The organism is bacterium (assembly GCA_021108215.1).
Classification (GTDB): Bacteria; Oederibacteriota; JAAXVQ01; order JAAXVQ01; family JAUVAV01; genus JAIORK01.
This window is the reverse complement of record JAIORK010000011.1, coordinates 1-25,148: the sequence shown is the minus strand read 5'-3', so window position 1 is coordinate 25,148 and position 25,148 is coordinate 1. Positions and strand designations below refer to the sequence as shown.

The window sequence follows — 25,148 nt, the reverse complement described above, 5'->3', positions numbered from 1 at the left end:
TTGTTATTGCTCTGGCATTGGGTGCATCATGTATATTCCTGGTAACGGTTTATAGTAAAAAAAGGAAGTTAAGACCTGAGTTGACAATAAGTGGAGACCGTCAAGGATCCCACAGTTGCGAAGGATGTGACAGCAGCTGCGGTTGTAGTAAAAAGAAATAAAAAAATTTAACAGCTAAGTTAGACTAGTCTAACTACAAAGGAGAAGAAGAATGTTTGGTAAAAAAGTAAGTGTAATAAGTTTAATGGTTTTAGCCATGTTTGTGACAGGTAGTGCAATAGTCAAAGCTGAAAATCAGGAAGTGATTCTGGATAATATGGCAATGGATTCACCGGTTATTGCAGAGGCGGATTCTGCGATGGAAGAAGCAGTTGTTGAAAAGAAAAAAGAAATTGCTGAATTCAAAATGGATCAGGTGGTGGTAACCGGTACCAAGTCGGAACGTGTGTTGTCCGATGTTCCAATACGTACGGAAATTATTACTGCGGAAGATCTGGCGTTAAAAGGAGCGGTCAATTTATATGAAGCTTTAGATGGTGTGGCCGGTATCCGCGTTGAACAGCAATGTTCGTTTTGTAATTTTTCCCAGGTTCGTATGCAGGGATTGGCCGGGGATCATGTTCAGGTGCTTATCGACGGCCAGCCGATTTATTCAGGTCTGGCTTCGATTTACGGATTACAACAAATTCCGGCTTCCAGTGTAGAGCGGATTGAAGTTGTTAAGGGAGCCAGTTCAGCGCTTTATGGAAATAAGGCTATTTCAGGTGTGATTAATGTTATCACAAAAAGTCCTGGCAAAAAACCATCTATGGAAATTTCAACCAGCTTTGGCACGGATAATACCAATTTATACGCCTTGGCGGCATCAGCCAAATTGAACGAACAGGTGGATATGCTAATTGCAGCCCAGAAAGATAATGGAGATATTATTGATGAAAATAACGATTTGGCCTCTGACCGGGTATGGAGCGATAATTCCTCACTTGGTTTTCGCATTAATGTGCATGAGCTTTTAGGCAGGGATACTTTGACATTTAACGGACGTAACATTAAAGAAGCGCGCAAAGGCGGCGAACTGCCGAATGCCTTTCAGAATCCTTTTGCAGAAGGAAGTGAACATATTTATACCGACAGGGTGGAAGCAGGAGTCGGTTATAAAAAAACTTTTTCCAATCAAAGCGTGTGCAACTTTCATGCGACCTATACGGAACATCATCGTAATGCCACCAATGATACTTTTGTGGGTGATTATCTGGAAGCCAATGGAACCTATCCGGGCAGTGCTGATATGAATCCCTATATGGCGGATGAAAACTTTTATGTAGCGGATATTAATTATGGTTTGCCGGCTAAATTGGGCGGTGAACATTTTATTCTGGGCGGCGTGACCTTGTCGCATAATTATCTTAAAGAAGGCGGCATGTATGTGATTGTGGATGATACTGTTTCTGACTACGGTTCGCCCTATATGTCAACCAGCACTAAAGAAGCTGATGACCTGGGATTATACCTCCAGGATGAATGGGGTTTGTTGGAAAGTCTTGATTTGATTATTGGAGGACGCTATGACATGCATCAATCCAAAACCGTTTTTAGCGGTGGTGAATTGCTTGGGTTGGTGGAAAGATCTTTAACCTATGATGAAAATGCTTTTACACCGCGCGTCGGATTAATGTTTGTGCCGATGGAATCGATGAAAATACGCGCTAATGTTGGCCAGGGTTTTCGTGTGCCTTTTGGGTTTGCTGAAGATTTGCATCTTTGCAGCGGTTCGCCCCGTGTTTTCAAAGGAGACGATTTAAAACCGGAAAAATCCATTAGCTACAATATGAGTGTTGATTATGTTGGGTCCTGGTACTCAGCCAGTGCCAATGTTTTCAGGACTGATCTGGAAGGTAAAGTGGAGTTGGCGGATGCGCCTGACGGATCAAGCGCCAATACTCTGAGATATGATTACATCTGGGAAAATGCCGGTCAGGCTCATACCCAGGGAGTGGAGTTGTCCGGAGAAATGGATGTGCTGCGTAATCTGATAGTAGAACTGGATGCAGCATATACAGATGCCAAACACAATGAAGCGCGCGGTGATTGGGCGGATCATTCGGTGCATGGTGATAAATATTTAGAAGATAGTAAGTACATTTCCCGTGTGCCTCAGATGACAGCAGGGATCAACGTGGTTTACCAGCCGGATAACTGGAAGTTTTCAGTGGACACTGACTGGATAGGCAGTCAATACATTGATTACAATGCAGAAGACGATGTAGCGTCTGCTGACAGTGAAATCGTCAAAACCGATCCGTACCTCATGATGACTGTAAGTGCAGCCTATACTTTTGACAAACTGGGGCTGACCTTGTTTGCCGGAGCGAAAAACGCATTAAATGAAATACAAACCGATAAACGACCTGATGATGCGGCGTTTATGTATAAACCCTATACCGGGCGCATTCTGTACGGTGGGGCCAAGTTCGCCTTCTGATGCACGCTGAATAATTGTCAGGTAGTGACCAGGCATGCCTGGTCACTACCATATTGTGAATATTACGGAAGGATAAGAAAATGAATGAACACAACGTAACTGTGAAAATAGCATGTTCTTTTTTTATAGCTCTCCTGCTGGCAGGCTGGGTGAGACCATTGCTATATGCGGAAGAAAATAAAAGCCATGGCTGTGAAAAAATGGTGGCAGCGCATAAAAGCGCGCGTCACGAGCTGCATCATCCAATAGCGGATACAATGACTTTGGACAAGCTGGTTCGCCAGTTGACGGAAATCCAGCAGCAGGTTGAAGCTGAAAAACTAGCCGGCCAGGAAGAACAGTCGCGGCTTGAGCGCATACATGCATTGCTGGTAAAAGAGAAAGCTCTTTTGAGAAAAGAAGTGCGCGCTATGGAACAGGATAAACACAGCAATCGTATCAAACGGATTAAATGGCAGGCGCAGCAGGAACGCTATCATCGGGCATTGGCCGGCAGTCAGGTTCATCTTAAACAGGCGGAAGAAGAGTTGCTTAAATGGCAAACAAAATTACCATCTTCATTAAAAAAAGAAATGGAAAAAATGTTTGGTCAATTAAAAGCAGCAGGGAAAAGAAGTATTTCGCAGCGGCTGCAAACCATCATAGGTGTATATTCCAAAATTGAACTGTATCAAAAAAGTATTAATACAGCGAAAGAAGTACTGCTGGGGGATGATGGAAAAGAGCGGGAATGCGATGTGATTTATTTAGGTCTGGCCCAGGGGTATTGTGTATCTACGGATAACCGGCAAGCCGGTATTGGACGTCCCGGTATAAACGGGTGGCAATGGGAATGGCGCTGCGAATTGGCGGGAAAAATTCGCAAAAGCATTGAATACAATAATCATAGTCAGATTGCGGACTTTGTTCACTTGCCCGTAAAGTTTGAAAGGGATGTGCCGTGAAAAGAATACTGCTGTTAATTTTAATAAGCCTGATCACATTAACCGGGCAGGTTCATGCAGAGCAATCCATTGAAAAGACGGTTCTGGAAGTCAAAGAGGAAATTGCTCTTGAGAATCAAAAACTGGCGGATATTCGCGAAAAAAACAGCGCCGGACGTGTGGTGATGAGCCAAAAGCTGGAAACACTTGAACAGGCATTGCTTCCTTTGCGGCAAAAAAAAGAAATGTTAAAAGATGTTCTCTGGATGAAAGAAGCCGGTTATGAACAATTGAAAGATCAGACAGGGTTATTAAAAGAAGAAATACATTTCGCAGTTGCTTTGCTTAATGAATACCGGAAAGATACCATGGTGCGAATGAGTGGCAGTGAAGTTAAGCATTATGCCGGTGAGTTCGCTAAAATAGATCGTTTTTTAAATTTGGACACTCCGGAAGCGGTCCTGGAAGCTGTTCAGCCGGTACTGGAATTTACAGCTCGAAAAAACAGACAGCAATTAGGCGGTTATATCTATAAAGGTGAAGCATTGGATGAATCAGGTTATCTGCACAAAGGAAATATAGTTCAGGCAGGACCTATAGAATATTTTGTGGATGATAAGCAAAAAGTTGCAGGACTTTTGGGTATTAAATTAGGCAGCAGTACGTTGGCGATGGTTTATAACATAGCGCCTGATATTATTTCATCCTTACTAAAGGGAAATGAAAAAAATATACCTCTTGATTTCACGCTGGGCGAAGCCTTGAAAGTTAAAAAGTATAAAAAAACCTGGTTTGGGCATATACAAGCCGGAGGTATAACCATGATACCCATTCTGGGTTTGGGATTACTCTGTCTGGTTACAGCTGTCTGGAAATTTAGGTCATTGATGAAACTGGAAGTTAATGCGGATCCTGTAATATGTAAGGTATTAAGTTTGCTGCATAATAAAAAAATTGCAGCAGCAAAAACTGAAGCGGAAAAAGTCGGCGCACCAATAGGAACAGTGCTTTTAGAAGGGATTCATCATCACAAAGCATCCCAGGAACATATTGAGGAAATTATGCATGAGCAGATTATGAGTCAGATTCCTTATCTTGAGAAAAATTTATCCATTCTGTCGGTGGCGGCGGCAGCAGCGCCGCTATTGGGATTACTCGGTACAGTTACCGGCATGATCCATACCTTTGATATGGTCGCAATATTTGGAACCGGAAAAGTAAATCTGCTTTCCGGCGGTATCAGTGAAGCATTGGTGACAACTGAATTCGGATTGGTGATCGCAATTCCGGCTTTGTTGGTGCATGCCTATTTGGCAAGAAGAGTAAAAACCATTGTCCATACGCTGGAACAAACATCAATAAGCTTTATTAATGGACTACACCGGAAAGGTACCGGGAGCTTGAGCAATTAGTCTGTTTTTTAGGTTATCATTCCCGAATGCTTTTATCATGCTAACGCGAACACAATGGGCAGCTTGCCCGGCGAATGCCGGGTAAGCCCATTGATGAAGCGAGGGAATATCGCCGTAGGCGAACATCGCATGACAAAAATACCATAGGCTTTGATTTTAAAGGAATTAATTGTAGGGGCGTATTGCAATACGTCCCTACAAGATACTCTAGGCAAGGTTGGAAAGGTATTAGGTTGGAAACGATGATAAATTTATTATCTGACAGTATTGGTTACTGGATAAAAGGCGGATGGCTTTTGATTCCCATAGCATTGGTTTGTTATCTCATTTGGTATTATTTTATTCAATTGAATCAATCATTAAAACGCAAACTTGATATGCCGGAAATTGTTCAGCATGAAATCGAAGAAGAATTGTCCTTGCGAAAGAAATGGGGAGCACTGAAAAAAGTTTCGGCCGGTCAGGCATACTATTTCTGGAAAATTATAGTCTATGCCATTGAAAAAATTGAACAGGGCTGCAAACCGGAAAATGTATTTGAAGAAGTATGGCAAAAAGAAGTAACACCCTATAACCGAACATTGGTTATTCTTCAGGCCCTGGTTGCTGCGGCTCCCTTGTTGGGACTTTTGGGAACAGTGTTGGGTATGATCGGGACTTTTGATGCAATTGCCGAACATTCCAGAGAAACCACGGAATTAATGGCATCCGGTGTCAGTCAGGCCATGATTACCACTCAATTTGGTTTAATTGTAGCCATACCGGGATTATTTGGGATAAATGTATTAAAAAAGCGAATGGAGCAATTGCAGCATCATCTTTTGGCATTGCAAATACATGTTTCCCTGGCTTTGAAAAGGAGCTGAAGATGAATCGGCGGCAATATTTAAAATCAGATGACAAGGTTGACATTAATATATCTCCCTTAATTGATATGATGTTTTTATTGCTCATATTTTTTATAGTTACCACAGCCTTTGTAGAAGAAATAGGGCTGGAAATACAAAAACCCAAAGCTGCCAGCGCGCAAACACTGGAAAAACAAAGCATTATGATCGGTGTTGCAACCAATGGAAGTATTATTTACGGAGGCAAAGAAATCGGACTGCGCGGAGTTCGCAGTTTGGTTTCGAGAATGCTCAAAGAACAGGATCGGCCGGTTATTATTATGGCGGATGAAAGCAGTAAAAGTGGCGTGGTGGTGGATGTTATTGATGAATGCAAATTAGGCGGTGCAAAAATAGTAAGTATCGCTACGGAGGCCCGATGAGTAAAGTCCGAATATACCAAATCGATATTGGTCCGGTCTGGAGCCGGCAGGTGGTTATATTTAGTTTGCTTATTACGCTGACGATATTTCTTGGTTTGCCATTAATCGAGTCAATGGCAAAAAAAACAAAAGCCCTGGTTGTCAGGCAGGTGGAGAGCGTTGAAATGCAAAAAGTTCCGCCCCGTATACCGTTGCTGATTGAAAAGAAAAAAGAACATCCCAAACCGAGACTAAATCCTGTGAGGCGGCAATTATCAATGATGAAGATGAATGTAGTGCTTGGTCTGCAACCCGGAGTGGGTGATTTTGGATTGAATTTCAATTTAAGTAATGTGTTAAACGCGGATGAATTAGTGTTTGACATTGCAGAAGTAGATCAGGCGCCCAAGGTTGTTTATCAGGTAGCGCCGGTATATCCTTTGGCAGCCAGAAATAAAGGTATAGAAGGCAAAGTAGTTATTAAATTTATTGTTCACGCTGACGGTTCGGTAAGCAGCATTAAGATTCAATCAGCCGCACCGGCCAACTTATTTGAACAATCGGCAATCAATGCTGTTAAAAAATGGCGTTTTAAACCGGGCAGACGCAATAACAACCCGGTTGCTACCAGTGTCGAATTGCCTTTGGAATTTAAACTGGAGAGGTAAGTAAAATGTTAAAAGTTAAGATTAGTATGGGGATGACAGCGGTAATTATTCTGCTTTCAGGACCGGTTTATGCAGGAGAACCGGTTGTTTCATCGGAAGAAGCCAAGCTGCTTTCACAGGTAGCGGAAGTGTCCAAAAAAGATTTGACCAAAGCAGCCCGGGTACTGGAAGCAAAAATTAAAGCTGAATCAAGTGCTGCCTTGAATTTTGCTTTGGGCAATGTTCGATTCCAGTTGAATGAGTATAAAAAAGCGGAAAAAGCTTATCGTGGTGCGCTGAAAAAAATGGAGAATTTTAACAGAGCCCGTGCCAATTTGGCCAGAGTGCTGGTGCAGCAAGACAGAGTTGATGAAGCGATTGACGAATTAAAGCATCTATTGTTGGAAGGTGCGCCCAAACCATCAACCCTGACATTGCTGGGATACACTTATTTGTTGAAAGAAGATGCAGTTGCTGCGGAATCTTCATATCGCCAGGCTATTATGTATAATCCTAAGGATGTGAATGCTGTGTTGGGATTGGTAAAAGCTTTATTTGAACAGGAACGTTATCAGGAATCAATTAAATTGTTGGAAAGAGTTATAAAAGATTATCCTTTTCGCGGGGAATTGTGGGCATTGCTCGCCAATGGACGCATGTCATTGGGAAACACAGCCGGCGCTGTCAGTGCTCTGGAAAGCGCCAGACGTTTAAAGGTGATTTCAAAAGAAGGTTTAAGCACTTTAGGTGATCTGTTTTTGAATCAAAATCAACCGAAACAGGCATTAATAGTTTATAAACAGGCTTTTTCTGAAAAAACAGTTGATAGTAATCGTTTACTCCGGGCCATTGACGGGTTTTTAATGGTAAAGGAGATTACTTATGTAAACGAATTAATTAAAAAGGCCCAACAATTAAATGCTGCAAATAAACTGACGGCCAGGCAGGCGAATAAACTGTATTTGCAATTAGCCGGAAAAGCGGATTTGGAAGGTGATAAAACCAAAGCATTAAGCGCTTATAAACGAGTGCTGAAAAAAGATCCGCTTAATGGCAAAGCCTTACTGGCTATGGGAGATTTGTATTATGATGAAAAAACGTATGAACAGGCTGCCATTGCCTATGAGCGCGCCGGCAGGATACAACTCTATAAGGTTGATGCCCTTATCCGGCTGGCCCAATTGTCTGTGGCGCGAACACGGTATGAAAAAGCGCAGCAGTATTTGGAAGCGGCCCAATTATTAAAACCGCAAAAACATATAGGCAATTATTTGGAACAGGTAAAACGCCTGGTTCGATAGAAGAAAGAAAAAATTTAAATTAAAAGTTAGACGAAACTAACAAAAAAAAGAGAGGATTATGTTTAGTCATCGCCATATCAAAAAATATCACAGTCACTGTTGCTCCGGGCATGCTGACTATTTAATTGGTCTTTTACAGAAGAAACTGGCGGTACTTTTGTTCAAGCTGAAACCGGCATGCCTGCTGGGATTAAGTCATTTTGAGAACTACGACAATATCAGCCAATGTTTTTTATGGACGCACTATAGATGTCAGGTAACGAAATCATTGGGATTGGCCTATAAAGAAATGGGGACCAAGAAAAACGCTCAGCATATTCTTTTTTACCGGCCGGAGCACTTACAACAAGTACTGGAAAAAGAAAATGTATGCCGGTTTTTAAGTGCGCAGGGTTATGCTGCCTGTCAAACACTCGAAGATTATATTGATATATTGGCAATGCGATTTAAATCCAGATCAGTTCCGCATGAAATCGGATTGTTTCTGGGGTTTCCTTTGCATGATGTGGAAATGTTTATGGAAGGTAAGCAGAGACCGCTTTTTCCAAAAGGCCGCTGGCTGGTTTATAAACATCCTGAAAAAGCCATAAGAACCATGGAACTTCAGAAAAAAGCGGAAATGGTTATGGAGAAGTTAATAGGAAATAAAAAAGATCCGGATTTGTATATGGAAAAAATAGCCGGTTATTTTATAAAGCAGCAAATGCAAATTCAAACCATAGGAGGATAGAAAATGATAAAAGCAATTATTGTATTTGGAAGTACAACAGGAAATACCGAGAAGATGTCCGAGGCCGTGGCAACGGGTTTGAAAGCAGCGGAGTTTGAGGTGGTTCGGAAGAATGTCGCGGATTTTTCCCCGGAGACTTTGAAAGACTACGAGCTAATTGTACTGGGCTGTTCGACCTGGGGTGACGGGGAACTGCAGGATGATTTTATTCAGTTCGAAGAAGGCCTGCGGAATCTGAACCTGGCCGGCAAAAAGGCTGCGGTTTTTGGACCGGGTGACAGTATGTATGCTCAATATTGCAAGGCCGTGGATATTTTGACTGAAACCCTCAAGGCCGGCGGCGCGGAAATCGTTACGGACAATCTGAAAATCGACGGTGAAATTAGTGAAGATGTTTTGGATGAAGCCAAAGACTGGGGTGTGAAAATGGCCGGAGCTTTTGAAGAAAATCAAAGTTAAGCAGGAGAAATAATGCTGGTCTTATTACTGTTTTTATCAATTTTAGCTATTGGTCATACCATGCTGACTTTATCGCTTTATGAAAACAAAGTGTTGCTATGGAGTGTGGTGGGTGTGATTGCAATCAGCGTACTTGTGATGTTGCCGCTGAGTATGAAAGTGAATACGTTGACGATGATGGCATGGGTTCAAAGCAAGGAAGTTTTGTTGAGTATTTGTACGTTTCAGATTGTGGAATCCATGGCAGTAATGTTTTTGACGATTAGAATGATGCGCAATCATTTTTTGCATAGGGATCAAGGAAAAATACTTACAAATGGGATTCTTTTTCCGAATGGTTTGGTATTTGTTTTTTTGTTTGTCGGTCTGGGCGGTTTGTTGCATGTGGCACATCAGTGGTCGTACTGGTTGATTGCGTTGATGATGAGCGCAGCTGTTGTTGTGGTGCTTTTTTTATTAGTCATTTTTTTGCGAATGGTTTTTCAGCAATGGATCGGGCGGTTGGAAATGAAGATTATTATTAATTTTTTCCAAATCCTGGTAGCTATGTTTATTCCGTTGATGTTAACCGGGACAGAAATGCGTGAGCAGGTATTTGAAATTGAATGGATAAAAAGCAGTCTGGTTCTGATGGGAATGATGTTGTTTGTGATCAGCGGCTGGTTTATGCATAAGTTGGCAAAGGAGAGAAAAAAATGTTAGTACTGACGAATGTTTTATATTGGATATCAACGGCATTGTTAATACCGGTGATTGTGACTTTGATTGCGATATTTGTCATGACCTTAATCCTGTTGGGCGGATTTTATGGCAGTTATACCAAAAGGTTGCATTTAAAGAAAAAAAAGCAGACTCTTTTAAAGCAATTAATGAATCATGAAAAGACTGAGGATATGTCAGCAGATATACAGCAATATCGATTTTTCTATTTTGTAGAGCAATGCAGAATAAAAAAGTGGCAATCAATTATTTCAGACAAGCTGCTGGCGGATTATGAGCTGGAAAATCATAAACAGCTTGAAAAAGCCAGGACCATGATGCGTCTTGGTCCCATGCTGGGACTTATGGGGACCCTCATACCCATGGGACCGGCGCTGGTGGGGCTGGCTTCAGGTGATATTGAGTCAATGGCAGTTAATATGCAGGTTGCTTTTTCAACAACAGTCGTCGGGGTTTTTGTGGGCGCTATCGGTTTTGTAATCCAGCTTATCCGGCATCGCTGGAATACGGAAGATTTGAATGATTTACAATTTGTGATGGAAGTAAATAAAAGCCGGAGTGAAGCAGATGCGCAATAATCGTCCTTATCGCCGTCTGTTGGATGCGGATAGCGATCCTTTGGAAGGTATGGCCAATTTGTTTGATCTGGCTATGATTTTCGCAGTAGCTCTGATGGTGGCAATGGTTACTTTTTTCAAAGTGCCGGAGCTGCTCAGGCAGGAAGAATTTACTATGATAAAAAATGCCGGTAAGGAAAATATGGAAATTATTGTGAAAAAAGGGAAACAGATCACATCGTATAAGGGTAGTCAGGAAAGCGGAGAAGGGAAAGGGCGCAAGATTGGCATCGCTTATGAACTGGAAGACGGGCAGATTATTTATGTGCCGGAATAAACATAAATATCGGTAGGGGCACGGTACGCCGTGCCCCTACCAAATAATGAATTGAAAAGGTCGGGGAAATGAAAAAAAATAAAATCAAAATAATCATTGCCGGGGTATTACTACTGTTTGTGTTGGGAGGATTGTTTTATCGCTATGTAAAACCCACATCAATCGCGTTTATTAATTTTCGGGATTTTCAATATGCCGAGATTATGAAGGCTAAGCCGAATATGTTTGTGAAATTGAAACGGTATGATCTGCGCGAAACAAAAATGCCGCGTTTGACCCGCTTTAAAGCGATTTATTTATTTGGCATGGGGCTTCATCTAAAACCGGAGCAACAGCTAAAAATCAAACAGGCGATTAAAAAGGGCAGCAAAGTTTATGTCTATGCAGCCACCAGCACCGGGAGTGATTTGACCAACCTGACGGGAAAAGATTTAAAAGCAATTGAAGGTTATTTTGAAAACAGCGGTAAAAAGAATTTCACCAATCTTTTGAATTACAGCAGACGTGTGTTTGATAATAAAAAACTATTTACCCAAAAAATATCCGAACCGCATATTATTCCGCGTAATTTGTTTTTTCATCTGGATAAAGAAGCATATTATCCCGTCAAAAAAGACTATCAATTATTTTATGAAACCAGGGGTTATTACGATCAAGCCGCCAGTAATATTTGTATTGTGACCAGCAATTTAGGACCAAAAAATCCCAACAATCGCGGTCCGGTTGACGCTTTGATCATTGGCCTGGAATCAGCAGGTCATAATGTCTACCCGATTGCCGGATTTACCAGGCGTTTTGAATTTATCAAGTCAGTTGAGCCTGATCTGGTGATTCTTATGCCCCATGGAAGAATGATTCCCGGGCAGGGAGAAGCGCTGATTGCTTATTTAAAAGAAAAAAACATTCCGGTTATGTGTGCTCTGCAAATGTATAGACCCTATGAGGAATGGTCCGAAGATCTATGCTCAGTCAGAGTATGGTCATGCCGGAACTGGATGGGGCCATTGATATGCAGATTATTGGCGCCCAGTTTAAAAACGACCAGGGATTATATGTGTTTAAAGCCATTCCTGAACGGGTAGAGCGCATGGTAGCTAAGGCAGATAACTGGCTGAAGTTAAAAAAAGCGGATAACCAAGATAAAAAACTGGCGATTGTTTATTACAAAGGACCGGGATTAAACGCCATGGTAGCCGGAGGTCTTAATGTCTGTGAATCCTTATTCAATACATTGCACTATTTGAAGTCCCAAGGCTATCAAACCGGGTTATTGCCAAAGTCGGTTAATGAACTGCAACAGCTTATTCAAAAAAAAGGTGCTGTGCTTGGTACCTATGCCCAGGGAACCATCAAACAATTTTTAAAACAAGGTGAACCGGAATTGATTGATGTAAAAACGTATCAAGTCTGGTGTCAAAAGCGTTTAACACCGGACATGATTAAAAATGTTGTTTCATTATACGGACCGGCGCCGGGTTCCTATATGAACGTGGAAAAAGAAGGTGCTCAATATTTAGCGATTGCACGCATTCAATTCGGCAATGTTGTTATTCTGCCGCAGCCCATGCCGGCCTATGGAGACGAATCATCCAAATTAATTCATGGGGTTAAAAAAGCGCCGCCTCATTCCTATATTGCGCCCTATTTATGGCTGCAATACGGATTTAACGCGGATGCAGTTATGCATTTTGGTACTCATGGCAGTCTTGAATTCACACCATGGAAACAAACAGCACTTTCCAAAGAAGACTGGCCTGATGCCCTGATCGGTGAAATGCCGCACATCTATTTATATGTAATTAACAATATTGGTGAAGCCATTATTGCCAAAAGAAGAAGCTATGCCACATTGGTAACGCATTTAACTCCGCCGTTTACAGAATCAGAATTGTATGCGCAATTTAATGACCTGCATGAGGCGATTCATCATTATTACAGCACAGAAAAACCAGGCATGAAAAAAGCTTATAAAAATACTGTTATTGAAGTAGTAGATAAACTTAATTTGAGAAAAGATATAGGTCTTAAAGATGAGGACCCTTTTACAGAAGAAATGTTAAGCAAACTTCATAATTATATTCATGCCATTGAACAGGAAAAAATCACCAAAGGATTATATTCAATGGGCCGCTCTTATACAAAAAAGGAAAATTATCAAACAGCCAGGTTAATGGCTATTGATGGGTTGGCGTATGGATTAGCTGATATGGATGTAATTAAAGGCCTTTTAACGCTGGAAAAAAAAGGTAATGCTCATTATTTTGAAGAACACTACCGCCAAAAAGCAGGCGCGATGATTGCTGCCATACTCAAAGGTGAAAAAGATGAGTTTGACTATCTTGATCTAAAAGATCAAAGACGGATCAAAGTCTGGGATGATGCCAACAAAACCATGAGTGATGATGAATTTTTTGCCGGCATGATTGCCATGTCGGGGAAAAAAACAGGTCACAAAAAAGCCGAGTCGGTCTCTTTTATAGATGAAGAAGCATTAATTAATGATGTGGTGGCTGTTGCCGGTGATCCTGAAAAAAAGGCATTTATTGAAGAATTAAAAAAAGAGAAAAACGTTGATCGTATCTTTGGATTACTTGATCCGGTAAGTATGAAAAAGGCTATGAAAATTGCCAAACTAATTCCTGCCATGCAGGAGAAACTAAAATTTATGAACATGCCTGATGTTCTTCAATTAGTTGGAAAAATGCAGGATGAGAATGTCCGGCAGCGGGTATTTGAATTATTAAAGGACAAGAAATTGCAGCAACGGGTTGCTGCCCAACAAGTAATGATGCGGAAAAAGCGGGCTGAGCAGTGTCTGGATAAAAAAACCAGCAATGCATTGCTTATATTGTTTAAAGGGAGTTCGGTTGAAAAAACAATTGTAGATAAGCAAAATGTTGCCAAATTAAAAGAAATAATTATTGATTGGGAATTTTATTTAAAAAATAAAAATCTGGCGGAAATCATTACTGATATGGATCATCCCATGGCCAAAGCAGTATCAACCATGATGACAAGTTCTGCTTATACGGAGCGACTGGAAAAAGGCCTGGAACTGGCCCAAGCCCGTTTGGTTGATCTGGAAGCAAAAGAAGCAGCATATGTCAGGGCCGCCAAAACCTATAGTAATGCCTTGTTGTCAGTAAAAACGTATTACCGGAATTTGCAGGCATCAACCGGAGCTGAATTATCAGGTGTGGAAAATGCATTAAATGGAGGCTATATAGCACCTTCTTCCGGCGGCGATGCCATTGTTAATCCCCAGGCCGTGCCTACCGGACGAAATCTTTATGCCATTGATGCGGAAAAAACACCAACTAAAGAAGCCTGGAAAACCGGCGTTGAACTGGCAGAACAATTATTGGCAGCTAAATTAAAAACAACAGGTAACTATCCTAAAAAAGTGGCTTTTACCCTATGGGGTGGTGAATTTATTCGTGGTCAGGGTACTCAGATTGCAGAAATCATTTATTTACTGGGTATTGAGCCGGTCCGTAATTCGCGGGGTGTTGTCCACGATCTGAAGTTAATTCCTATGGAAAGGTTAAAGCGGCCCCGGATTGATGTGGTGGTACAGACATCCGGACAGTTCCGGGATATTGCTTCATCGCGAATTAATCTGATTCAAAAAGCTGTGGATTTGGCCAGTCAGGCTGATGATGGACAGGAATATAAGAATTATGTCAAAGAAGGTACCCAACAGGCAGAAGCAGTGATGAAAGCCAAAGGTTTGTCACCGGAAGAAGCCCGGACTTTTTCAACAGCCAGAGTGTTTGGAGGTGTTAATGGTAATTATGGCACAGCGATTATGGGATTAGTGGAATCAGGTGACAAGTGGGAAAAAGACAAAGAAATAACCGATCAATATATGAAAAATATGGGCGCAGTTTATATGCCCGGTAACTGGGGAACCTTTAAACCTGGCATTTTTGAAGGTGCTTTGCAGATGACCGATACTGTTGTTCAACCGCGCTCGTCTTCTGTCAACGGTCCCTTATCCCTGGATCATGTGTATGAATTTATGGGCGGGCTTAATGCTGTAATACGCAATGTAACCGGCCGCGATCCGGATGCCTATTTTAATGATTTGCGTAATAAACATAGTGCCCAAGTACAAGGCGCCAAAGAAGCTATATGGCTTGAGTCCAGAACAACGCTATTTAATCCCAAATATATTAAAGGCCTGCAAAAAGAAGGAGCTTCTGCTGCGGAAACATTTGCCGAGAGTTTTAGAAACACCTATGGCTGGAATGTAATGAAACCTAAAGTCATTGATAAAGCGTTGTGGGATGAACTGCATCAGGTCTATATTGAGGATAAGCATCAACTGGGTATGGAAAAATATTTTCAAAAGAAAAATCCTTTTGCATTGCAGGAAATGACAGCAGTTATGCTGGAAACCGTGCGCAAAGGATTATGGAAACCGGATGCTAAAGTGATCAAGCAATTGGCAATTCTGCATGCCCGATTGGTGGTTGATTACAAAGCCGGATGCAGCGGTTTTGTATGTGACAATGCCAAATTAAGAGCCATGCTTACCAAACAACTGGATCCGCAATTAAAAGAAGCCTATGAAAAACAGATAACTCAGACCCGCGTCGGCAAAGCTGCGGAAAACCAAAAAGGCATGAAACTGGAAAAGAAGCAGCAGGTTATGGAACAAGTTAAAAAAATGATCAAAGAAAATAGAAAACTTATCTTTATCTTGCTGCTTTTGATAGGTGTTTTTGCAGGAGCGCTTTTGTGGGGCATGCGCAGGCAGCGACTATAGGAGTCAGGCTAATGAAAAAAGAGAATCTTGAAGAAAAAAATATTATGGCTGAAATCGCAAAGGCGATTATGAAATTGAATTATGGGGAGGTGAGAATCATTATTCATGATGCAAAGATAGTGCAAATAGAAAAAATTGAGAAGAAACGTTTCCAAAACTAAACTGATTCCAAAAGCTACCATGCCGGTGGAGCTTATTTTTAGATTTCATACGTGAATACCCACTGGATAACCAGAGGATTCCGAATAGAAAAAAAATTTAGTAAAACCAGGAGGAAGAAATGCAAAAATACATAGCAATAGTAACCATGCTGGGCATGGTTACATGGGGAATGCCGGCATGGGCGCAACAGAAAATTGAGACAACGCCGGTTGCAGAACAAACAGCGCCGCCGGTTGAGGAGCAATCAGCTCCGGTGGCGGAATCGGCAGTGCCGGTTGAGATTCCCGCTGCCTCAGCAGAGAAAGAAATGTCAAATTTTAATTTAGATACGCTTGTAATTTCAGCTACCCGGACTGAACACAAACTGGGCGATGTGCCGGTGACAACCGAGATCATAACAAAGGAAGATATTCAGGCCAGGGGCGTTAAAACGGTTCAGGATGCTTTGCGCGGTTTGCCGGGAATAAAGATTAACAAATCCTGCGGCAGTTGGGGAGATAAGGGGAAGATTGAAATCCAGGGTTTAGACGCAAGTCAGACGCTTATTCTGGTGGATGGACAGAGAGCTGTAGGCGGGCATGCCAACGCTGTTGACCTTAACCAAATCCCGGTGGAAATGATTGAAAGAATTGAAATTGTTAAAGGACCGGGTTCCGCGCTTTACGGAAGCGATGCCATGGCCGGGGTGGTGAATATTATTACTAAGTCAGCGACGGAAAAAATGCAAGCCTCAGCCGGCGCATCTTTGGGCAGCCGGCAGACTCAGATTTATGAGGCAGGCGGCTGCATTAAGACCGGAGATTTCGGGGTGGCCGCAAATTATACGCACCGGCAGTCCGACGGCATTGAGAAGGAAACCGATAAATACAGCGAGGATATGGTGCAAGGGACCATGCAATACTCATTTACTCCCCAGGTTAAATTAGCTGTCAAACCATCCTACTCTAAAAACAAGATGGATTATGAAGGCCGCAATCAGGAGCATCTGGGTTTGAATATGCTGTTTGATTGGACTCCGGACAAATATTCAAAATTAAATTTCCGGGGGGGATTATTAAATTATAAACATTACACCGAGGATAAAAGTACTGATTACATTGGCGATGATTATGATGCTGAAATCAATTACAGCCGTACTTTGTTTGATTACTACACACTTATCGGTGGATATTCGTATTACAGCAAAAAATTAGACGATCAGGGCAAAGAATATTCTGCGGATCAGACCCTGCACAGTGGACTGCTGCAGACGGAAATGGATATTGGCCCGGTAACAGCAGTTCTGGGTGCCAGGGGGGATAATCACGACCTTTGGGGAACAGAGACTAATCCCAAGGCCAGCTTGATGTATAAGGTTATGGAAGGATTAAAATTGCGAGCTTCTGCGGGAACCGCATTTCGTGCTCCCAGCCTGGTTAAGTTGTATGCAGAGGACTGGCGCATGGGACCTTTCCTGGTCAAAGCGAATCCTGATCTCAAGCCTGAGAAATCCATTGGTTATCAGGTAGGCGCGGAGTATAACCTTTCAACTCTGCTCCTGACCAAGCTCTCTTATTTCCGTAATGATATTGAGGATTTAATTAATGCTGAATATGTAAGACGGGGACGTCCGCCCTGGGATATGAACTGGGTCAATGTGGATGCGGTTATGACGCAAGGTATGGAATTTAGCGTGGCCGGCCAGCCCCTGGATGATCTGAACTTTAGGCTGGGTTACACATATCTTCAAACCGAGGATAAAGAGACAGGGAAAGAACTGACCTGTAAGCCTCAACATAAGCTCGACTTCAGCGCCAGTTACCGCATTCCCTTTATTGATGTACTGCTGGTGGCAGAGGCGGAATATGTGGGCGAACGCTTTGAGGATGCGGAAAATGAAGACCAACTGGATGCCTATACCCTGTTTAATTTAGCTTTGTCCCGCAATATTCTTGATTATGTGGACATATTTGTCCGGGCAGATAACCTTTCGGGCGAGAAAAATATCACAGATGAATATGATATTGATGGTACCAGTGTTCTCGCTGGGTTGAAAGTGAAGTTCTAACCGATAGTCATGCAGGGGCGATTCATACCTAAAAGAAGGGCACAAGTGAATCGTCCCTACCGATTAATAACATCAATTTACCGGAGGCACACGCAGTGGAGATTGAAATTATCAATTCGAAGAAAAACGTCCAGTTGACGAAATTTACAGATGTTTGGGCCTGCCGGGCAAGGCCTGTTGATTTTTGTCTTCCTGAGATTGAAAAGCGGGAATTTATCAGCCAAAAGACCTGCGGGCCATTGCTTGAAGTTGTGGCAAACAGTCATAAGCTTCCATGTTCCATGGGACACAAATGCCCGCGTATGTTGGTATTCTATTTGAATTAGAAGGATGTTGAATGTGAGATAGAAGCTATATGTATTTAAGGAGGAGACGGGTATGAGCGGATTAAAAGCATAAAAAGGATATTGGAGTGCTTATTGGCAGAATAAATAAAAAAGTAATTTAAACAGGGGGTAAAAAGAATGAAGAAAAAGAAAACATGCTTAATGGTAATGGCAGCTATGCTGCTGCAATTTAATGTGTGTGCCGAAGAAACAAATACCCGGATACCATCACCGGAAACCGGGCAGGCGCAGGCAATTGAAAAAGAAGCTAACTCAGAAAAATTGTTCGCTGTCGTGCTGCCGGTTGTCGTGGTAACCGCCCAGAAAAAAGAAGAAGATGCTTTTGATGTGCCGGCCGCGATAACCTCGCTTGATTCCGGACGTATTGAGGATTTACATATAGATGATATTGCGGATTTATCAGCAGTAAGTCCGAATGTAACTATAGTAGATGCCGGATTTTCAGGATCGGTATCGCCTGTGATTCGGGGATTCTACACGATGAATGCCTGTGGATCGGCCACCGGGATTTATTTAGACGGCATATATATGGGCAAGTTTATGTCAATCCCGCCGATTTTATACGACGTGGAAAGGATTGAGATATTAAAAGGCCCGCAGGGAACTTTATACGGCAAAAACAATATGGGGGGCGTAATCAATATAATTTCAAAACCTCCGGTTAATGAAATTAGCGGACATATTAGCACTAAATATGGAAATTTTAATAATACTATTACCAATGGAGATATATCCTTCCCGCTGATAAATGAAAAAATATTTTTAAAACTCGGAGGGTATTTCAAGTCTTTTGACGGATATTTTTATAATGAAACGCTTAGCAGGCAAACCGGGGGAATTACAGCAGGTGCGGGTAATGTGGCTGTAAAAATCAAGCCGTCTTCTTCAAGTGAGTTTGATATAAAATATGAATACTGGCAAAAGTCAGAGGAGTTATACCCTTTTCATTCCTCGCCGGATATGGCAAATAAAGATCCGTATACGCTATACCATAATGCAACAGGTACTCATGAAACTATTGGCCATAACGGATCATTCAAGTCTGAATTTTCAATAAAAAATATTAATATTGTCAATATTCTGGGAATTAATAAAGCTGACAGCAAATTTGCTGATATGGAAATGGATTATACTGCGAGTGATATTATGTTATTCGGTGGAGAGAATAACGATTTTTCCTTAAATGATGAGCTGCGAATTCAAACTGATATGACAGATATAAATCTAAAATGGCTGCTGGGATTATTTGTTTCCTATGATGACCGGGAACAGAACTTGGGAGCAGTATATGGGAAAGATTCATGTAGTCCCTATTTTCCTTACGCTACTATGGAAGGCAATGGGTTTATGGATAATTATTCCCTCTCAACATTAACCGGTTCGGCTTTTGGCGAACTTACCTATACTTTATTTAACCGGCTGGGATTAACAGCAGGGCTAAGGTGTGACTATGATACTAAAAAAACAGAAATCCAAACTATGAGTAGCTATATGGGCGAAACAGTATTTACAGGGGAAAAATATAATGAATCAGCGGATTATCAGGCTCTGTCGCCTAAATTTGCCATAGCCTATAATATTGACGATATTGCAAAACCCTTTATCAGTGTTACCCGGGGCTATCAAGCCGGTGGCATAAACACCTATAGTCATATTTCGGGAAAAATTAAATATGATCCTGAATATAGCTGGAACTATGAAGCAGGAATTAAATCAAGGCTTTTTAACCAAAGGCTTTCAGTAAATGCGAATATATTTTATGCAGAGTGGAAGGATCAGCAGGTGAATGTTTATTTCGGCCCGACGGACTATGGGATACAGAATGCCGCTTTATCCGTGGTTTATGGCGTGGAACTTGAGACCCAGGCATTAATAGCTGATGGTCTGACTATTGATGCCTCAGGCGGGTACAATAAATCAACTCTAAGAGAGTTTGAGATAACAACTTATAACTTTATGACCAATCAAATGGAGAAAAAAGACTTAAAGGGTAAATCACAGGCTTTTACTCCGTTATATACCGGGCTGATTGGTATTCAATATGCGAAAGAAATCATGCATTCGGATAAGCTGTCGTACAAACCCATTATTAGAGGTGAACTTAAATATACCGGAGAACAATATTATAGTGTGGACAACTCGATGAAAAATTCGGGTTATGCGCTTTTTAATGCTCATATTGGACTGGGTATCAATAATTTTGAGTTTATGTTCTGGATGAAAAATATTTTAGATAAAAGGTATTTTCAATTTGCCTATGATCTGACGGGTATGAATAGTGTTTTAATGGGAGCGCCAAGAACATTTGGAGGTAAGGTTTCCTATAAATTTTGAGAGAAAACAGCCTTGCCGTCATTCCGGCATGATTTTAGCCGGAATCCAGAGGTTTCAATTTTAAGAGTTAAAAGTCACTGTATCCCCGATAACATTATTCGGGGATGACAAAAATGAATTATGGCCCGGTCTTTTCAGAGAAGGGTATTTTAATAACCAGGAGATAAATGATGCAATTAAAAATAAATAATCTTTCAAAAACCTACCCCAATGGGGTGCAAGCGCTTAAGGGTGTCAGTCTAACCATCGGCAAAGGCATGTTCGGCTTGTTAGGCCAGAACGGCTCGGGTAAATCTACCTTGATGCGTACGATTGCCACGCTGCAAGACGCTGATTCCGGTGAAATATATTTTGATACCATAAATGTATTTAAACAGTCCATGGAAACACGCAAAAAACTCGGGTATCTTCCCCAGGAATTCGGGTTGTATGATTCAGTTACAGCTTTTGAAATGCTTGATTATCTGGCGGATATTAAGGGTATGTCAAAAAAAAATGAGCGCAAAGGACTGGTCAACTCCTTGCTGCAAAAAGTCAATTTGTATGCTGAGAGGGACAGTAAATTGGGGACTTTTTCCGGAGGAATGAAACAGCGTTTTGGTATTGCCCAGGCTTTAATCGGAAATCCGGAGCTTATTATAGTGGATGAACCGACTGCCGGACTGGATCCCGCAGAACGGAAACGTTTTTATAGTATTTTAAGTGAGCTGGGAGAAGACGCGATTGTAATTCTTTCCACCCACATTGTGGAAGATGTCACCAGCCTTTGCCACCAAATGGCGGTTATTGGCCATGGCAAGATGTTGGTTACCGGCATACCGCAGGATATTATTGACTCGGTCAAAGGAAAGATTTGGGAGAAAGAAATCACCGCGCATGAACTGCCGGATTATGAAAATAAATTCAAAGTAACGTCATCCCATTTAAAACAAGGGAAGATGAGCATAGATGTTTATAGTGATGAGCAGCCGGATGCTTCCTTTCGGGGAAAAGAACCTGATCTGGAAGACGCCTATTTTACCGTTATCCATCCGGGAACTAATGCCCTGGCCGGCGTATAGGAGATTATTATGATAGCGAAAATAATTAAATTTGAATTTCTGGAACGATTAAAAAACCCCCTTACCTACATTCTGTTTGCAATCCTGGCCGCCCAGGGTATATGGTATAATCTCGGTTTTTACAATATGGCGACAAATGTCAAATTATTTATGAACGCGCCGGCTGCTATATATCTGAATATAGCCTGCATGGGAATGCTGGGTATAGTTATTTCCGGCATAATTGCCGCGTCCGCGCTGGGCCGGGATTTGCAGGCAAGAACTGCGGAAATAATGTATGCCGGCCCGGTAAATGATAAAGTTTATTTTGTCAGTAAATTAATCAGCGCTGTTTTGATAACTATTGTATTATTTATTGGTTATCCCCTTGGTATGCTGCTTTTACCCTATATAGGGATTGGTGCTCCGGAGCAATTCGGCCCTGCGCCTATCGGCCAACTGATACATGCTTTTATTATTTTCACCATTCCTAACATATTACTGCTGACTATATTTCCGATTTTTCTGGTTGTCCTTTTCAGAAAAGCCGCTGCTGCTTTTATTGGAACCGCAAGCCTGTTTTTTTTTGTGATGGTAGGTCTGGCGCTTAAAGACAGTTCGACTTATGTTTTGCTTTTATCATTAATAGATCCATTCGGCTATGTAGTTGCGGAAAAAATTATTAACAGCATGAGTATTGTAGAACGTAATACCGCGTACTTGGCGCTTAATGCCGAGTTTTTAATCAACCGCCTGCTTTGGCTTGGTCTAACGGGTATAATGTTTATAATTTCTTTCAAAAAATTTAATTTTAAATATTTTATAAAGATTCTGGCTACAAAACAAAATAAAATACCGGAAAATATTGCTGGCACCGCCAGGCAGCAATTGGAAATGTCCGTTGTAACTCCGGTTTATTCTGTGAGGGAATTGCTGCGCAAGTCTTTGCGCCTGGCCTGGCTGGAATTAAAAAATATTACCCGGCCGGTGGTATTTCGTATTGTAATGCTGCTTTTGTTTGTGATGTTTGTCGGCTATAATTTTATCTGGAATACTCAGTATTACATAACCACCTCTCATTTGCCGCTTACTTATATCATGTCATTTGTCAGGGCACCTATGGGTGTTGTGCTCGCTATTTTTATAATGCTGTGGGCAGGTGAGGTTTTATTTAAAGACCGGAAATCCGGGATTTGGCAGATTACCGACGCCATGCCGGCGCCCACCTGGGTGTTTGTTTTATCGCGATTTATCGCGATGTCAGGTGTTGCCTTTCTGGTATGTACGGTAATGCTCGGCGCGGGTTTATGCGCGCAAATCAGCCAGGGCTTTTTTGATATAGAATGGGGATTATATTTTAAGGATATATATCTATCGCGTTTTGGTCTGGTATCGTTTATGCATTTGATAGCCCTCGCGTTTTTTGCCGGCACTTTATTCAATAGTCGTATAGCCGGGCATATAACATCTATTGCCATATTTCTGTTTTTGGTAATTTCGGTGGAGTTTGGTTTAATCGAGCAACTGAGATTTCTTTTTCCCTTTACGCCTGGGGTAGAGGATTATTCGGAAATGAATGGTTATGGCATATTCGATAAAGCCATGCCCTGGTATGCCGGAGCCTGGAGCGCACTGGCGGTGATGTTTCTGCTGCTTACAGTTAAATTATGGAACCGCGGCATTAAAAAAATTTTTAAAGAACGATTTATGGGTTTTTATAAAGGACTTAATGCAGGTTTTGTCATAGTATTTTTCCTTTTTCTTGGTTTATTTATCGCTTTTGAATATGTAATTGATAAAAACGTTCATAAGCTGGCAGGATTCCAAACCAGCGATCAAAAAAACGCGGAAGCAGCTGATTATGAAAATAAATATCTAAAGTATTCAGAACTGCCTCAGCCAAAGATTGCTGATATAAACATGGAGTTGGATATAAATCCTCTTGATCGCAGAACAAAATATAATGCCAGGCTGCTGCTTGTAAACAAGAGCGGACAGGCAATCGACACTTTACATATTAATTGGAAAAGGTTTTTATTTATTGATAATTTAAAGCTGGAAAACCGGGATATGGAATTGATAGCCGAAGATAAATTACTGCGTTATGCGATTTACAATTTATCACGCCCGCTTAAATCCGGAGAAAAAACCGTACTTCATGTCCAGGCTGAGCTTCATTATAAAGGGTTTCATCAAAATGATCCTCAGGCGGATTTGACTTATAACGGCTCATTTTCGGGTACGGATATTCTTCCTTATTTTGGATATGATGAAAAGCGGGAAGTGGAAAATAACATAGATCGTCTGGGAAATAATCTTGTACTTAAAAAATCTCGCATGGCCGGTTACCAGGAGCCTTTTTCCCGTGGGAATCTGGTGCAGTCCGATCAGGCTGATAAATTATCCTGGAATATCGTTGTCAGTACATCCGGGGAGCAGCAAGTAGTTTGTCCCGGTGTATTAATTAACCAATGGCAGAAAAATGATAAAAATTACTTTCAGTATAAATCCGAAAAACCCGGTTTTATGAATTTTTATATAGCATCAGCGAGATATTCAAAGAAGGTGATGAGGATTGGGGAAACTCAAACCACAATATATTACCATCCCAGACATACCTACAATATTGAACATATTCAAAAAGCAGTACAGGAATCTTTTCTATATCTATCTGAAAAATTCGGAGAATATCCCTATTCCTGCTTACACATTTTGGAAAAGCCATTTTATAATAAAGATTTTGTTACCTATCACAATGTGGTTGCCATTTCCGAAAATCATGGATGGACCGCAGATACCCAAAAACCGGAAGATCTGGAATATATATACTTTAACATCGCTTATGAAATGGCTAAACAATGGACTTCCGTAAAAATAATGACTGCGGATGTGCAGGGTGCCGGAGTTATTACCGATTCGATTCCCGAATATGCAGCCTTGATTTTTATGGATCACAAATTCGGACATCCGGAATTAAAAAAATGGTTCACCAAAAAATATGCTGATTATGAAAAAGGCAAAGGCGATGAATCCATAAAAGAACCGTTGCTATTGCGGGTAGATGATGCTGGTTATGTATCCCGGAATAAGGGCGGCTGGGCATTGTATTCTATTGCGCAGCAGGCAGGAGTGACAAAATTTAATGAGTGGCTGTGTAAATGGCTGCTGCGTCAATCGCGAAACAGCTCGGGTGATTTTGTTACATCTAGTGATTTTTACAGGGATTTGAAAAAATGGCTGCCTGAATCTATGTGTATTGCTGCTGAAGAATGGTTTGAAAACCGAATGCAGTACCGGATAAAATTGCGAAATGCTTCTGTTAATAATAATGCGGTTACTTTAGAAATATTAGCGGAGAAAATAAACAATGATGGCATTGGCAATCTGACAAAAAAAGCAGTTAATGAATGGCTTGAGGTGGGTATACTTGATGAAAATGAAAAACTAAAGGAAATAGTAAAGATTAGATTAAAGTCAGGCTCGCATAGTTATTCATTTAACACTGAATTTGAACCGATTAAAATTGAACTGGATCCATATTATTGGTATATCGTTGAAAACCGGGACTCTAATTCGGAGTATTTCAGCGAGTTTGACCTCAAGCCGCATGTAAAGCTACTTTCGTGATGC

19 protein-coding genes are annotated in these 25,148 nt (G+C 41.4%); all 19 read left to right on the top strand.

Annotated features, from left to right (window positions below; genetic code table 11):
* Window positions 1-211: 211 nt before the first annotated feature.
* The 19 genes from K8S19_02010 (at window position 212) to K8S19_01920 (ending at window position 25,145) form a co-directional block, all read left to right on the top strand.
* Window positions 212-2,482 (top strand): TonB-dependent receptor, encoded by a 2,271-nt coding sequence (locus K8S19_02010; GenBank protein ID MCD4812460.1) that lies wholly within the window; start codon window positions 212-214, stop codon window positions 2,480-2,482.
* A gap of 149 nt (window positions 2,483-2,631) precedes the next feature.
* Complete coding sequence (locus K8S19_02005) at window positions 2,632-3,426, top strand: DUF3450 domain-containing protein (protein MCD4812459.1); 795 nt, start codon at window positions 2,632-2,634, stop codon at window positions 3,424-3,426.
* Window positions 3,423-4,817, top strand: coding sequence for a MotA/TolQ/ExbB proton channel family protein (locus K8S19_02000; GenBank protein MCD4812458.1), 1,395 nt, complete (start codon window positions 3,423-3,425; stop codon window positions 4,815-4,817). Before K8S19_02005 ends, K8S19_02000 begins: the two co-directional genes overlap by 4 nt.
* Window positions 4,818-5,059: 242 nt before the next feature.
* Window positions 5,060-5,683 (top strand): MotA/TolQ/ExbB proton channel family protein, encoded by a 624-nt coding sequence (locus K8S19_01995; protein MCD4812457.1) that lies wholly within the window; start codon window positions 5,060-5,062, stop codon window positions 5,681-5,683.
* A 2-nt stretch (window positions 5,684-5,685) separates the two neighbouring features.
* Entirely contained in the window at window positions 5,686-6,087 is a 402-nt protein-coding gene (locus tag K8S19_01990; protein MCD4812456.1) for a biopolymer transporter ExbD, read from the top strand.
* On the top strand, window positions 6,084-6,734 hold the full coding sequence (locus tag K8S19_01985) for an energy transducer TonB (GenBank protein ID MCD4812455.1): 651 nt from the start codon (window positions 6,084-6,086) through the stop codon (window positions 6,732-6,734). Before K8S19_01990 ends, K8S19_01985 begins: the two co-directional genes overlap by 4 nt.
* A gap of 5 nt (window positions 6,735-6,739) precedes the next feature.
* On the top strand, window positions 6,740-8,014 hold the full coding sequence (locus K8S19_01980; GenBank protein ID MCD4812454.1) for a tetratricopeptide repeat protein: 1,275 nt from the start codon (window positions 6,740-6,742) through the stop codon (window positions 8,012-8,014).
* A 58-nt stretch (window positions 8,015-8,072) separates the two neighbouring features.
* Complete coding sequence (locus K8S19_01975; protein ID MCD4812453.1) at window positions 8,073-8,744, top strand: DUF3793 family protein; 672 nt, start codon at window positions 8,073-8,075, stop codon at window positions 8,742-8,744.
* A 3-nt stretch (window positions 8,745-8,747) separates the two neighbouring features.
* Window positions 8,748-9,203, top strand: a complete 456-nt coding sequence (locus K8S19_01970; protein ID MCD4812452.1) for a flavodoxin — start codon at window positions 8,748-8,750, stop codon at window positions 9,201-9,203.
* Between the two features lie 12 nt (window positions 9,204-9,215).
* On the top strand, window positions 9,216-9,905 hold the full coding sequence (locus K8S19_01965) for a hypothetical protein (protein ID MCD4812451.1): 690 nt from the start codon (window positions 9,216-9,218) through the stop codon (window positions 9,903-9,905).
* Window positions 9,899-10,501, top strand: a complete 603-nt coding sequence (locus tag K8S19_01960; protein MCD4812450.1) for a MotA/TolQ/ExbB proton channel family protein — start codon at window positions 9,899-9,901, stop codon at window positions 10,499-10,501. Before K8S19_01965 ends, K8S19_01960 begins: the two co-directional genes overlap by 7 nt.
* Window positions 10,491-10,817 carry a DUF2149 domain-containing protein gene (locus K8S19_01955; GenBank protein ID MCD4812449.1) on the top strand — a complete coding sequence of 109 codons (327 nt, stop codon included), beginning with the start codon at window positions 10,491-10,493 and terminating at the stop codon, window positions 10,815-10,817. Before K8S19_01960 ends, K8S19_01955 begins: the two co-directional genes overlap by 11 nt.
* Before the next feature lie 946 nt (window positions 10,818-11,763).
* Window positions 11,764-15,588 carry a cobaltochelatase subunit CobN gene (locus tag K8S19_01950; GenBank protein MCD4812448.1) on the top strand — a complete coding sequence of 1,275 codons (3,825 nt, stop codon included), beginning with the start codon at window positions 11,764-11,766 and terminating at the stop codon, window positions 15,586-15,588.
* 11 nt (window positions 15,589-15,599) lie between these two features.
* A complete protein-coding gene (locus K8S19_01945; protein ID MCD4812447.1) occupies window positions 15,600-15,749 on the top strand; it encodes a YezD family protein in 150 nt (49 codons plus the stop codon).
* Window positions 15,750-15,868: 119 nt separating this feature from the next.
* Window positions 15,869-17,797, top strand: a complete 1,929-nt coding sequence (locus tag K8S19_01940) for a TonB-dependent receptor (protein ID MCD4812446.1) — start codon at window positions 15,869-15,871, stop codon at window positions 17,795-17,797.
* Between the two features lie 95 nt (window positions 17,798-17,892).
* Entirely contained in the window at window positions 17,893-18,123 is a 231-nt protein-coding gene (locus K8S19_01935; protein ID MCD4812445.1) for a hypothetical protein, read from the top strand.
* A gap of 138 nt (window positions 18,124-18,261) precedes the next feature.
* Window positions 18,262-20,478: a TonB-dependent receptor gene (locus tag K8S19_01930; GenBank protein MCD4812444.1), complete on the top strand. Its 2,217-nt coding sequence runs from the start codon at window positions 18,262-18,264 to the stop codon at window positions 20,476-20,478.
* A gap of 170 nt (window positions 20,479-20,648) precedes the next feature.
* Entirely contained in the window at window positions 20,649-21,539 is an 891-nt protein-coding gene (locus tag K8S19_01925) for an ABC transporter ATP-binding protein (GenBank protein MCD4812443.1), read from the top strand.
* 9 nt (window positions 21,540-21,548) lie between these two features.
* Window positions 21,549-25,145 (top strand): hypothetical protein, encoded by a 3,597-nt coding sequence (locus tag K8S19_01920; protein ID MCD4812442.1) that lies wholly within the window; start codon window positions 21,549-21,551, stop codon window positions 25,143-25,145.
* The last annotated feature ends 3 nt before the right edge of the window (window positions 25,146-25,148 follow it).

What these genes read in the sequence shown, in the direction of transcription:
- K8S19_02010 (MCD4812460.1), top strand. Translation starts at nt 212, where the DNA reads ATGTTTGGTAAAAAAGTAAGTGTAATAAGTTTAATGGTTTTAGCCATG.
- K8S19_01995 (MCD4812457.1), top strand. Translation starts at nt 5,060, where the DNA reads ATGATAAATTTATTATCTGACAGTATTGGTTACTGGATAAAAGGCGGA.
- K8S19_01990 (MCD4812456.1), top strand. Translation starts at nt 5,686, where the DNA reads ATGAATCGGCGGCAATATTTAAAATCAGATGACAAGGTTGACATTAAT.
- K8S19_01985 (MCD4812455.1), top strand. Translation starts at nt 6,084, where the DNA reads ATGAGTAAAGTCCGAATATACCAAATCGATATTGGTCCGGTCTGGAGC.
- K8S19_01980 (MCD4812454.1), top strand. Translation starts at nt 6,740, where the DNA reads ATGTTAAAAGTTAAGATTAGTATGGGGATGACAGCGGTAATTATTCTG.
- K8S19_01975 (MCD4812453.1), top strand. Translation starts at nt 8,073, where the DNA reads ATGTTTAGTCATCGCCATATCAAAAAATATCACAGTCACTGTTGCTCC.
- K8S19_01970 (MCD4812452.1), top strand. Translation starts at nt 8,748, where the DNA reads ATGATAAAAGCAATTATTGTATTTGGAAGTACAACAGGAAATACCGAG.
- K8S19_01965 (MCD4812451.1), top strand. Translation starts at nt 9,216, where the DNA reads ATGCTGGTCTTATTACTGTTTTTATCAATTTTAGCTATTGGTCATACC.
- K8S19_01960 (MCD4812450.1), top strand. Translation starts at nt 9,899, where the DNA reads ATGTTAGTACTGACGAATGTTTTATATTGGATATCAACGGCATTGTTA.
- K8S19_01955 (MCD4812449.1), top strand. Translation starts at nt 10,491, where the DNA reads ATGCGCAATAATCGTCCTTATCGCCGTCTGTTGGATGCGGATAGCGAT.
- K8S19_01950 (MCD4812448.1), top strand. Translation starts at nt 11,764, where the DNA reads ATGGTCCGAAGATCTATGCTCAGTCAGAGTATGGTCATGCCGGAACTG.
- K8S19_01945 (MCD4812447.1), top strand. Translation starts at nt 15,600, where the DNA reads ATGAAAAAAGAGAATCTTGAAGAAAAAAATATTATGGCTGAAATCGCA.
- K8S19_01940 (MCD4812446.1), top strand. Translation starts at nt 15,869, where the DNA reads ATGCAAAAATACATAGCAATAGTAACCATGCTGGGCATGGTTACATGG.
- K8S19_01930 (MCD4812444.1), top strand. Translation starts at nt 18,262, where the DNA reads ATGAAGAAAAAGAAAACATGCTTAATGGTAATGGCAGCTATGCTGCTG.
- K8S19_01925 (MCD4812443.1), top strand. Translation starts at nt 20,649, where the DNA reads ATGCAATTAAAAATAAATAATCTTTCAAAAACCTACCCCAATGGGGTG.
- K8S19_01920 (MCD4812442.1), top strand. Translation starts at nt 21,549, where the DNA reads ATGATAGCGAAAATAATTAAATTTGAATTTCTGGAACGATTAAAAAAC.